The following is a 12,873-nucleotide window of genomic DNA, read 5'->3' on the forward strand; positions in this document are numbered from 1 at the left end:
GATTGCTAAATGTTCTCTTAAATTTACACCACTTATTTGCCCTAACCCTTTGCTCTGCTGGTAGCCAGACTCCATGATTACTTCTAATTGACACCACATAGCCTAAGTTATATCAATTTTTCTAATGAATTGGCTACTTTCACCATATAAACTATCAGCCAGTACTAATTCAATATTGAACCCTGATTCCATTAATTCTGTAATTATCTCTGATGCTAGCTCTATTTTAGTTTTATATTTATCTGACTCCTTTAATGTTCCTTTTGGTTTAAATACTTTGACGATTAATGGAAAAGTTATATTAGCATAAACTCCATAAGCATTGACTGAAACTATTCCATTATCTATTTCCCCTACGCTTCCTAAATATTGTCTAGCTACATAATCAGTCTTTTTACCTTTTTTCCTATCTCCTGTCTCATCTATTACTAATGTAATTGCACGACCATGCAATTGTTTCTTTAACTTATTTAATCTTCGTTGTTTTAATTTATTTACTGACCAATCTGAATTTGCTAAAAAATGGTGTAATGACTGTGCCGAATTTATGCTCACTACCTTTGCTATCTCTGGTAACGATTTTCGTTTTATCGTTGATATTATCCCCATGTGTAAATATTTGAAGCACTCATAATTCCTTACTTCTTTAAATAAGTCTTTATACTCTGCACAATATTCATCTACGATCTGCGCTTCGCTATCGCAACTGTTGGGTGGGCATCTCTTGCCAAATGTTTCAGGATTTGTAATTCTACATCCATTGCCATACCTACCTGAAGAGAGTTTTTTCTTCTAATCCTTTTATTTAGAATACCCGGAAAGTGACAGAAGAGGGATATTATTGGTGGTGCGGGTAATGATATCCTGACAGGTGGGAGTGGTGACGACACCCTAACTGGTGGGGCGGGCAATGATAAATTTGTTTACAACTTGAGCGACAGCTACTACTCTGACGAGAGTAACACTGATATTATCACCGATTTTGGTGGCGTGGGTAAAGGCTCAAATCCCTCAGCGGCGGTGATTGCTTCTTTAGATACCTTGCAATTTACAGGTTATGTCTTCACTGCCCAAAATCTGCAATTAATTCAAAATGGTAACAACTTAGAAATCACCTTTGAAGGTTTCACTAATAGCAGTAAAATCATTCTGCAAAACTTTAACTTAGAAAACCTGGATAATCTGCCAGCAACTTCTTCACGACCAGCTATTGGCAATATCTTGTTTTCTGGACAAACCAGCATTACTGACAGTTTTGATGTGTTTGATGTCAATTCCACTCAAACTACCCTGTTCAACAGGAACACTGTTACCTTCCTTAATGACCTCGACAACAACATTACGGGTTTTGACAACTCCAATGATGTCATCAATGGTCAGGGGGGTGATGACATCATCGACGGCAAAAGTGGTAATGACCTTTTGAGGAGTGGTGAGGGAAATGATATTCTCATTGGCGGTGCTGGTAGCGATACGTTGAATGCTAGCGGTTCAACAGGCGAGAATCTACTATCTGGAGGGGATGGTAATGACATCCTCACAGGTGGCAACGGTAATGATAGTCTAATTGGAGGAGCTGGTACTGATACTTTTGTTTTCAATACTTACAACGATGGTGTTGACAGTATTTATGACTTTAACGCCACCAATGAATTGATTCAGGTATCGGCTACTGGTTTTGGCGGTGGGTTATCATCAGGTTCACTTTTGACAAGTCAGTTTACCATTGGCACATCTGCAACCACAAGTGAGCAACGATTTATCTATGACAACAGCACAGGTGGACTGTATTTTGACCTTGATGGTAGTGCATCTGGGTCTACTCAGGTAAAATTTGCACAACTTTGGGGTGGTGTGATACTAACCGAAAACAACTTTGTGGTTGTTTAATTGTGATTAGCGTTCTGCGATCGCTCTAAGTACAGGTTGCGAGGCGCTCTTTTGGGCACCTCGCATTCTATTCATTAATGTAATGTGTTAACAGAAAATATGTGTTGGGCTCAATACTGCTCGGTTAAAGGGTAAGGGGAAAAAAAGTGGAAGGCTCGATATATAAGGTTTTTCCCCTTTAACCCTTTTCCTTTTCCCCAAAACCCGACAAGTATTGGTGTTGGGCTTGGTTTATTAATTTTGGGCATGAGTGCAGATGCTTTGCAAGCGTTTTTGGCTAAATTACATTATGTATGCGTTTGTAATTTTAGTAACATATAGCGATTTTTGCACAAATATTGTGGATATTGGCAGGCGTAGACTTAGCCCACCCGAGGCGATCGCTAAAGAAAATATATTTTTTTATTCTTTCTTCAAGCATTCCCGAAGTTAGCTTTTTGGAAGCCTCCATTCAAACTTCTTTGTCAGTGGTGCTTTGTGCGAATCAACTCTTGACCATAAACTCTAAAAATGTGAAGAACATACTAAGATAATATCTTGCCACATAGATTTCTCGGCATATAATGTAAAGAGTATGCAAAGATGGTTCTTCAACTATGGACATCTAAGTAAATATTCAGTATCTAGTTAGTATCAGGTTATTTAGATGTTCTCTATTTTAAGCTAGATATTCAGGGGCAATAGCCCACAACAAGGGTGTAAAAATCCCTTTCCCTATTAAGAGTTAACTATTCCCTATTTTTAAAATAGTAGGACTAGCCCTTTCAAGGTGTTGTGTAAGTTTCAGGCATTTAAGCTTGATTTGGCAAAGCTTTTTTAGCGGTGCCTTGATTGAGATATGCCTATACTATTCTATCAAGGATGGTTAGAAAAAACTTAAAACGACCTGTTTGAGTTCATCCCCTCGGCCATGAATTTGTACATTGCATGAGGTTTTGGTACTTAGATGGTAAGCTGCTAATTGCAAGCTGGTAAAGAAAGTAGGTTTCAGAGAAAAATTACTGTCCTTTAATAGTGACATAAAAGTATGCCGAAAGCGTTAATTTTCGGTGACTTGTTGTGTGATGAAACACCACTAATTTAGGGCTGAAAACTTAAAGTTACTGAAAAACTGATTTAGGAAGGTAAAAGTTATGGCAAATATCATTGGAACCCAGGGTAATGATACTTTACTGGGCAGTAACGACGCGGACACAATCAACGGTAAAGCAGGCAACGATATCATCATAGCCAAGGAGGGTAATGACTTCCTGACTGGTGGCGGTAGCAAGGATAAATTTGTTTACAACTTAGGCGACGGTACTGATAACATCACCGATTTTGGTGGCATAGGCAAAGGCGTAAACCCCTCGGCAGCAGTCATTGCCGAAGTAGATACCATCGAATTTCAAGGTGCTGGCTTGAGCGCCCAAAATTTGCTGCTTACCCAGAATGGCAGCAATCTAGAAATCACCTTTGAAGGGGTGCCTGATGCCGAAGTTATTCTAAAAAACTTTAAACTAGAAAACTTGGAGAATCTGAAGGCTTCTGGTCAAAGATTAGCTATTGGCAATATCCTGTTTAATGGGCAAACTAGCGTCACTGACAGCTTTAATGTCCTAGATGCTAACTCCACTGATACTAGTCTGGGCATCAAAAATATTGTCACATTCCTCAATGACCTCGACAATAACATTACGGGTTTAGACGACTCAAATGATGTTATCAATGCTCAAGGAGGTAATGACAAAATTGATGGCTTGAGTGGCAACGACTTGCTCCGCGGTGGTGCGGGAAATGACACTCTCATTGGTGGCGCGGGTAATAATACTCTCAACGGTGGCGCTGATGACGATAACTTAAGCGCTAACAGTTCAACAGGGGATAATCTATTAAATGGTGGCGATGGTAATGATTATCTCTCCGTCTCTAGTGACGGCTACAGTGAGGTATCTGGTGGTAATAATACCCTCAATGGTGGCGTTGGTAACGATAGCTTGATTGCTGACATTTCAACAGGGCATAACCTACTGAATGGTGACGATGGCAATGATTATCTCTCCGTCTCTAATGACTATTACAATCCTGTAGAATCTGGTAATAACACCCTCAATGGTGGGGCTGGTAACGATACCTTAAGCACTTTATTTTCAAAAGGCGATAACTTATTGGATGGTGGCGATGGCAACGATCGTCTTTCCGTCAATCTTGCCCTTGGTAATAACACCCTTAAGGGTGGCACTGGTGACGATTACTTGAGTGCTAACATTTCAACAGGTGATAATCTGCTCTGTGGTGGTGATGGCAATGATTCTCTTTTTGCCTCTAATTTCGAGGGCTATAGGTTTGATAACACCACTGGCAATAACACCCTCAACGGTGGGGCTGATGACGATTACTTGAATGTTAACTATTCATCAGGCGCTAACTTACTAAATGGGGGCGATGGCAATGATTCTCTCTCTGGTTCTAGCTACGGCTACGGCTACGGAGGATCTTTTTATAACACCACTGGCAAGAACACCCTTAACGGTGGTACTGGTGACGATAACTTAAATGTTGACTATTCATCAGGCGCTAACCTACTTAATGGGGACGATGGCGATGATTATCTTTCCGCCTCTGGCTACGAGTTCGACGATTACAGCAATCAGTACGGCAACGAGTACGGCAGTGAAGGAGTCTATCGCAGGGCATCAGGGGATAACACTCTCAACGGTGGCGCTGGTGCCGATAAATTGATTGTTGATTATTCAACAGGCAATAATCTGCTCTCTGGTGGTGATGGCAATGATACTCTCTCCGCATATAGCGCATTAGGTAATAACACTCTTTATGGTGGTTTTGGCAACGATGTTTTAACAGGTGGTTTTGGTAATGACACCTTCTATGGAAATGATGGTATTGATACCTTTGCCTTCAATAGTTACAACGAAGGACTTGATCATCTTTATGACTTCAATGCTACTAATGAATTGATTCAGGTATCGGCTGCGGGTTTTGGTGGTGGGTTATCTGTAGGTTTACTTCAGAAAACTCAGTTTACCCTCGGAATCTCTGCAACGACAAGCAATCAACGATTTATCTATGACAAAAGCACGGGTGAACTCTACTTTGACCAAGATGGCAGTGCAGGTGCATTTACTCAGGTCAAGTTTGCACAACTTTTGGGTGGTGTGACACTAACCGAAAACAATTTCGTGGTTGTTTAATTGTGATTAGCGTTCTTATATTACTCTAGACACAGAATGGGAGGTTCTATTTTAACCACCTCCTATTCGATTTTTCAATACAAGATATATCTTCGATAATGAATGTAGAAACGTGATATATAAGGTCTCTCTAAGGTTTTTAGGTAACGCATTATTAATTTCTGGAGATGTCTACTTACTGTTAGGTAAAGTAGATAGTGAGTTTAGTTGCTTAACTTCCGGTATAAGTGCAGATGATTTGCAAGTGTCTTTGGATTAGTTTAGCCATGTCTGCGTTTGTGATTCTGGCTTAGATACAATATATCACCATGCGTAGGCATAGCCCGCACTTCTCTAGGAGACACTGTGCGTAGCTTGCTTCCACGTTCGCGTAGCGTCCCATAGGGAAGTGGTACGACAAAGCTCAGTGACTATCGTAGACATCACAGCGTTCAAAAAGGAAAATATGTATTTTTATCCTACTTAAAACATTTGCCTACTGCTCTCTTATTGTTTAAAAGCTGGAAGAATATAAAGCAATACGGTTGGCTTTGTGAAAAATAGTAGGCTGAAGGGGTGACAAAGAGCCTATAAAGCAGACTGGATAAGAGCCATAGCACGTAAACCTTGATGAAAATAAGGTAGTTTACCAGCAGGGCAAACGCATCTAAATTACTCTTGATCACAACGAAGGTTAAGAACCAACGAAAAAATCAGGATTTCGCGCTTGATTATTTTTTAAGCCCCAAAGCGATTTTGTAGTCCCATTTTGCGAGAGGTACGACCAGCTAAAATGGCACAAGTATAAGCAATAGCAATTAATAAAATCACTGCTATTAAGCGTTTACCATCAGCATAAGTAGATTCAAGATTATAGCCACCAGTCTTGCAATCTTTGAACATGGCTTCAATACCGCTTCGCAGCTTAAATACTTTAATGGCATCTTTGAGGCTGTCAAGGTTCGTGAGTAAAAACCAACCAGCAGGCTCCAGTTGTCCACGATATTTCCGCTTGTAATATCCAGCCAGATTAAATTTAGCAAAACCCTTCTGTTTGGTAAATTGAATACCCTCTAGAAAAAACGAAATTCCTGGATTAATCCTAAAGACTGCAAGCGTTGGTATGGCTCATGTTCTTGGCGAATATAAGTGCCTTGTTTTTGGCGTAGCACAAAGTTAATTCTCTTGCTCTGTAACCAATTCGCTAGTTTGATGCTATGAAACTCTCTATCCCCTAGCACCAACATTTGATATCCTTTAAACAACCTTAATAATGGGCGAATTAACTTTTTCTGCTCACAAAGATTGCTACATCCTCTTTTTGGTAACAATAGCCAATAAACAGGTATTGCTCTTTTTTGTTCTATTAAACTGATAACGAACACATTTTCACAACGCCACTGTGTTCTATCAATGGCAAATATCAGTTGTTTCTTTGGCAGTTTTCGGCTGTTTTTTACCCATCGTTTGATTAATGGAAACCAGAGGTATTGAATTGATAACTGCGGCAACAATAAAAATCTTTGTATACTCCGTCTCCGACTTTCAAATTTTATCGGTTGAGGAAACACTGTGGCTAGTTTCTCAATCGTCACAGTTTTGTGAAATTGCAACAGCATAATCAAGATTTCTAGCATCTTGTACTGCGCTGGTGTCAGTACATTTTGAAAGCAGTTTTGGTAGAATTTAGGTAACATTATCATTTGATAGGTCTTGTTGAGAATACCTGACCTATCTTTTTTTACCCCAAAACTGTCACATTCCTCTATTTTCTTGGCTTCAGCCGCTTTGTCACCCCGTCAGAATAGTAGGTTGGGTTGAGCAATAACGAAACCCAACAAATGGTTGATAATGTTAGGTTTTGTTTCTCAACACAACCTACACCACTTTTAGTTTTTACCCTTAACCCAAGCGTATTAGAATATAAAGAATATAAAAAGTTCAGTATTCATATATACATTTATTGGCCAATCATGTGAAGACTATATAAAGATACTTATTTAAGTATAGACATTTAAGTAAAATATTGACTATGTAGTTATTTTGAGGCGTTGAGATATTCTCTAATTTCAAGCTGAGACACCCACGAAGAATAGCTCACAAGGGGGACATGAAAATCTCGTTCTCTATCAAGAGTAAACTTTTGACTATTTTTGGGCTAGTAGAACTTATACGCTGGCAAAAAACCAAATATAAAGGGTAAATTTTAGGCATTCAATGGTCATATTTTTCGATGCTTGTTCAGTAGTTTCTACTTAACAAGAATGATTAAAAAGCTTGAAATGACTAATTATCCTAGAATGCACACGCTATCAATTTTTACAGTGCCTAAGGCTTAGATAGTCCAAGATAGTTACATAAGTGTCTTGTAAAAGCCTGTGAAAGGGTAAATCTTCAATAAAATTTGCTGATTTTCATAGGTGATGTATAAACTATCCCGAAAACCCTAAATCTCGGTGAGTTGTTTGTGCCATTTTTGGGCACAAACAACTGGTTGAAAACTAAAGTTACTGAAAAAATCTCTTAAGGTAGGTAAAAGTTATGGCAAATATCATTGGAACCGATGGTAACGATACTCTAGTAGGCAGTTACGAGGCGGACACGATTAATGGTAAGGCAGGCGATGATACTATCACAACTTTTGTTGGCAATGACACTTTAACTGGTGGAATCGGCAAGGATAAATTTGTTTTTGACTACGATAGTAACGGCACTAAAATCATCACTGATTTTGGTGGGGTAGGTAAAGGGACAAACCCGACAGCAGAAGTCATTGCCGAAGTGGACACTTTAGAATTTAAGGGAGGCACTGCCAAATATTTGCTGCTAACTCAGAATGGCAGCGATTTGGAAATCACCTTTGAAGAGGGAAGTAATACCGATACCACAGTCATCTTGCAAAACTTTGCTCTGGAAAACCTGGATAATTTGAGCAAATCTAGAGGAGCTACTGTAAACTCAGGCAATATCCTGTTTTATGAGCAAACTAGCACCACAGATAGCTTTGATGTCTTCAATGCCAACTCCACCCAAAGCACTATCTTCAACTTGAACACAGTTACTTTTCTTAATGACCTGAACAATAATGTTAGCGGCTTTGACAACTCAGATGATGTCATCAATGGCCAGGGGGGTGATGACATCATTGATGGCTTGAGTGGCAACGACATGCTGAGAGGCGCTGCTGGCAATGACTTCCTGGTTGGTGGTGCGGGGAATGATACTCTCATTGACGGTACGGGGAATGATACTCTCGTTGGTGGTGCTGGTGACGATCGCTTGAATGTTGGCTCATCAACAGGCGATAACCTACTTAGTGGTGGCGATGACAATGATTATTTACTCGCCTCTCGCTCCTTCTACGCAGGATTCGCCGCTTCTGGCAATAACACTCTCAATGGTGGTGCTGGTGACGATACATTGAATATTGACTATTCAACAGGCAATAGCTTACTCAATGGTGACGACGGCAACGATCTTCTCTCCCTCTCTGGCTTCGATTACTACAGTTACTTTGGTGCTTCAGGCAATAACACCCTTAACGGTGGCGTTGGTAATGATAGGTTGACTGCTGACTATTCAGCAGGCAATAACTTACTGGATGGTGGCGTTGGTAGCGATAGCTTGAATGTTGGCTCATCAACAGGCAATAACCTACTTAATGGTGGCGATGGCAATGATTATCTATTCGCCTCTGGCACAATTACCAGATACGGCACCGATCGCTCTTTAGGTGATAACACCCTCAACGGTGGTGCTGGTAACGATACATTTAATATTGACTTTTCAGAAGGCGATAACCTACTCAATGGTGGCGACGGCAATGATTCTCTTAGCGCTTCTGGCTACACAAATTACTTATACGGAGGATTCTTCGCTTCTGGCAAGAATACTCTCAACGGTGGCGCTGGTGATGATACATTGAATGTTAACTATACGCCAGGCAATAACCTTCTGGATGGAGGTGATGGGAATGATTCTCTTAGTGCTTCTGGCTACTACCAAGAGGGGTCAGGCGACACCGAAATTATTTATCCTCTCACATCAGGCAATAATACCCTCAACGGTGGCGCTGGTGACGATACATTAAATATTGACTATTCAACAGGCAATAACCTTCTGAATGGTGGCGATGGCAATGATTATCTCTCCGGCTCTGGCATCCTCTATAATGACTCCGAGGGGGAAGATATCGTTACATCAGGCAAGAATACCCTCAACGGTGGCGCTGGTGACGATACATTAAATATTGACTATTCAACAGGCAATAACCTTTTGGATGGGGGCGATGGCAATGATACTCTATCTGCGGATGGTGCATTAGGCAACAACACTCTTTATGGTGGAAATGGTGATGATATCCTCATAGGTGGTCTTGGTCAAGATACCTTTGCTTTCAATAATTACAATGAAGGCATTGATACTATTTATAACTTCAATATCACTAATGAATTGATTCAGGTATCGGCGACTGGTTTCGATGGCGGGTTATCAATAGGTTCACTCTTAGCTAGTCAGTTTACAATTGGGGCATCTGCAACGACAAACGAGCAAAGATTTATCTATAACAATACTACGGGCGCAGTGTCTTATGACCAAGATGGCAGTGCTGGCGCATTTACTCAGGTAACATTTGCACAAATCTCAGATGGATTGTCACTAACGAAAAACAATTTTGTGGTTTTTTAATCGTAATTGTAGACATCACTACTTACTAATACAGCGACCATCCAGCGAAAGTATTAGCCCAAAACCAAGCGAATAAGTACTAATGACTTGATACTCTGAACAAAGATGTTGGGGAAAGGTTAAAGGGAAAGGGAAAATTCCATTCCTCTCCCCCTTACCCTTTCCCCACTTCTGCAAGAAAATCCTACTTTCCGGCACTTACCTCGTTATCTGGGATTCCGTAAGAAAAGCAAAAATCAGGTTGCGCCAAAAATCTTAATCAGTCAGCCAACGGCTAAAGTACTTCCCAAGAAAGATCAGCCTTTTTTAATATTGTGGCAGGATAATTTTGACGGCGATGTCTCGATTAAGTTGTACGATGGAGACAAACTTATCCAAGACATTTTTTCCCGTACTGCTAGCGATGGAGTTTATGAGTGGACACCACGTATTTCCGTCACAGAAGGCTATTTAATTCGTATTTCTAGCTGGAAAGACCGGAATATTTTTGGGCAGTTGCAATTCTAGCAGAATGGGAAAATGAAATGGATAACTAGCTAAACGCAAACCTCTCAACAAGGTTGACGGTGTGGCAGTGATTGGAATTGTCATCGTTTCTCACAGTAAACAACTAGCTTTGGGTGTGCGGGAACTCGCCGCGCAGATGGTTCAGAACCAAGTTCCCATTGCTGTTGCAGCAGGTATTGAAGATCCGGAAAATCCATTGGGTACAGATCCTATTCAGGTTTATGAAGCGATCGCTTCTGTCTATTCTGATAATGGTGTCTTGGTGTTAATGGATTTGGGTAGTGCTTTGCTGAGTGCAGAAATGGCAATTGAGTTTCTACCAGAAGCACAACAGCAAAAAGTATATTTGTGTGAAGCACCCCTAGTAGAAGGGGCGATCGCTGCTGTAGTAGCGGCGGCGGCTGGTAGAGATATTCACCAAGTTATGGCGGAAGCACGCGGCGCACTCCTAGCAAAAGCAACTCAATTAGGTGTTGTTAGTAGGCCGTTGTCACTTGTCACCCCAACAACAACCAATGTAGAATCACCAACCAGAGAAATCCGGCTGATTGTCAGCAATCGCTTGGGATTACACGCCCGTCCCGCAGCACAGTTTGTGGTGACAGCAACCCGGTTTCAATCGCAAATTTTCGTGCAAAATTTAACGAGAAATACTGAGCTAGTCAGGGGTGACAGTATTAACCAAGTTACAACTTTAGGGGTGCGTCAAGGACACGAACTGGTGATTACTGCTACTGGTGCAGATGCAGATGAGGCACTAGCGGCATTACAGGCATTATTCGCTAATAACTTTGGTGAAGATAATGTTGCCTTGAATTCTCCACCAGCATTTCACCATGAATTTACCCCAGGAACTCGTGGAGAACTTGCGGGAATTGCAGCTTCTCCAGGAGTAGCGATCGCACCCGTTGTTCATTATCAACCCACTCACATTTCTATTACGCAATACCACGTAGAGAATGTAGAATTAGAGTGGCAAAGATTACAGGCGGCAATTCACATCGCCAAACAAGAAATTCAAGCAGTTTTCTCACAAGCATCCCTGCAAATTGGTGACGCTGAAGCCGCCATTTTTGATGCCCAATTACTATTTTTAGAAGATCCAGTATTGTTGGAAGCAGCTAAAGAGCGCATCTTCAAAAACCATCTAAATGCTGAAGCCGCTTGGCAAGCCGTAGTTGATGAAGTAGCGACTTCTTACCGCACACTTGAGGATTCTTACTTGCAAGAGCGAGTTGATGATGTTGTCGATGTGGGGCAAAGAGTGCTGCGATTACTAGTTGGAAATGCAGATGCTAACCTACATCTGGAGGAACCAGCGATTTTAGTGGCGACTGATTTAAGCCCATCAAATACCGCTAGATTAGATCCGAAAAAGGTTTTGGGAATTTGTACTACTTCTGGTAGCGCCACCTCCCACAGTGCAATTATAGCCCGGACGTTGGGTATTCCCGCAGTTTTGGGAATAGATGCCCAAGTGTTGCACTTGGCAGATGGTACACTTATGGCACTTGATGGTGAAAGTGGCAGAGCTTGGGTAGAACCAGAATCACATATCCTAGATTTACTGACAGCAAAGCAAGAAGCTTGGCAAACTGCCCAACAGCAAGCACAAGCAACGGCACACCAGCCAGCGATTACTCTTGATGGTCGGCAAGTTAGCGTCTTTGCCAACATTGGTAGTATAAGTGATGTGCAAGTTGCTGTAGCTAACGGTGCAGAAGGTGTGGGGCTTCTCCGCACTGAGTTTCTTTATCTTGACCGGACAAGCGCCCCGACTGAAGAAGAACAATTAGCAGTGTATCAGGCGATCGCCCAAGTTTTAGATAATCGTCCGCTAATTATTCGTACCTTAGATGTCGGTGGTGATAAACCACTTCCTTATTTGAGAGTAGGTTTTCCCGAAGCTAACCCTTTCTTAGGTTGGCGGGGAATTCGTTTCTGTTTAGATCATTTGGATTTGTTCAAAACTCAGTTACGGGCAATTTTGAGAGCTAGTGTCGGACACCAAATTAAGATCATGTTGCCGATGATTGCTAGTGTAACTGAGGTACGTGCAGCTAAGGTAATTTTGGGTGAAGTGCAGGCTGAACTAAATCAAGCTGGTATTTCCTTTGATGCCGGGATGAAAGTAGGGATTATGGTAGAGGTTCCGGCAGCAGTTGCGATCGCAGATCAGTTAGCAGCTGAAGTAGACTTCTTTAGTATCGGGACTAACGACCTGAGTCAGTACGTCATGGCTAGCGATCGCACTAATCCCCGCGTGGCAAATTTAGTTGATGCGCTACATCCAGCAGTGCTGCGAATGGTGCAGCAAACTATCCAAGCTGCTCATGCGGCGGGAATTTCAGTAGGATTATGTGGAGAATTGGCAGCAGATACTTTAGCAACAACAATTTTATTAGGTTTAGGGCTGGATGAGTTGAGCGTGAATCCTCAAAGTATACCTGGAGTGAAACAAGCGATCGCTCGATTAAATATAGTTGAAAGTGAAGCGATCGTGGCATCAGCATTACAACAAGATTCCGCAGAGGATGTCAGAGAACTAATCTCAACTTCAGTTATCCCCCCTGCATAATTAATTCGTAATATCATGTTCGACTTAATACTTATGTCA

At 41.4% G+C, this 12,873-nt stretch carries 7 protein-coding genes and 2 pseudogenes; 6 read left to right on the forward strand and 3 right to left on the reverse strand.

Annotation, left to right across the window (positions count from 1 at the left end):
- Window positions 1-761 (reverse strand): annotated as a pseudogene (locus H6G97_RS22810) (IS701 family transposase); the annotation flags it as partial.
- 79 nt (window positions 762-840) lie between these two features.
- Here H6G97_RS22810 and H6G97_RS56050 point away from each other — a divergent pair.
- The 3 genes and pseudogenes from H6G97_RS56050 to H6G97_RS22820 form a co-directional block, all read left to right on the forward strand.
- A pseudogene (locus H6G97_RS56050) lies at window positions 841-903 on the forward strand (hypothetical protein); the annotation flags it as partial.
- Window positions 904-930: 27 nt separating this feature from the next.
- Window positions 931-1,890, forward strand: a complete 960-nt coding sequence (locus H6G97_RS55450) for a calcium-binding protein (RefSeq protein WP_422394216.1) — start codon at window positions 931-933, stop codon at window positions 1,888-1,890.
- 1,133 nt (window positions 1,891-3,023) lie between these two features.
- Window positions 3,024-5,081 carry a beta strand repeat-containing protein gene (locus tag H6G97_RS22820; RefSeq protein ID WP_190942929.1) on the forward strand — a complete coding sequence of 686 codons (2,058 nt, stop codon included), beginning with the start codon at window positions 3,024-3,026 and terminating at the stop codon, window positions 5,079-5,081.
- A 717-nt stretch (window positions 5,082-5,798) separates the two neighbouring features.
- On the opposite strand, the gene H6G97_RS52800 is transcribed toward H6G97_RS22820, so the two are convergent.
- Together H6G97_RS52800 and H6G97_RS52805 are read right to left on the reverse strand one after the other, a co-directional pair.
- A complete protein-coding gene (locus H6G97_RS52800) occupies window positions 5,799-5,963 on the reverse strand; it encodes a hypothetical protein (RefSeq protein ID WP_242055113.1) in 165 nt (54 codons plus the stop codon).
- A 170-nt stretch (window positions 5,964-6,133) separates the two neighbouring features.
- Window positions 6,134-6,763: a hypothetical protein gene (locus tag H6G97_RS52805; protein ID WP_242055115.1), complete on the reverse strand. Its 630-nt coding sequence runs from the start codon at window positions 6,761-6,763 to the stop codon at window positions 6,134-6,136.
- An 838-nt stretch (window positions 6,764-7,601) separates the two neighbouring features.
- Here H6G97_RS52805 and H6G97_RS22830 point away from each other — a divergent pair.
- The 3 genes from H6G97_RS22830 to ptsP all read left to right on the forward strand — a co-directional run bounded on the left by H6G97_RS22830 (window position 7,602) and on the right by ptsP (window position 12,834).
- Window positions 7,602-9,749: a beta strand repeat-containing protein gene (locus tag H6G97_RS22830; protein WP_190942930.1), complete on the forward strand. Its 2,148-nt coding sequence runs from the start codon at window positions 7,602-7,604 to the stop codon at window positions 9,747-9,749.
- A gap of 312 nt (window positions 9,750-10,061) precedes the next feature.
- The gene (locus H6G97_RS22835) at window positions 10,062-10,256 is read left to right on the forward strand and encodes a hypothetical protein (RefSeq protein WP_190942931.1); all 195 of its coding nucleotides are present in this window, start codon (window positions 10,062-10,064) and stop codon (window positions 10,254-10,256) included.
- A 67-nt stretch (window positions 10,257-10,323) separates the two neighbouring features.
- Entirely contained in the window at window positions 10,324-12,834 is a 2,511-nt protein-coding gene (gene ptsP / locus H6G97_RS22840) for a phosphoenolpyruvate--protein phosphotransferase (RefSeq protein WP_190942953.1), read from the forward strand.
- Window positions 12,835-12,873 lie beyond the last annotated feature (39 nt).

This window comes from Nostoc flagelliforme FACHB-838, from assembly GCF_014698065.1.
Lineage (GTDB): Bacteria > Cyanobacteriota > Cyanobacteriia > Cyanobacteriales > Nostocaceae > Nostoc > Nostoc flagelliforme_B.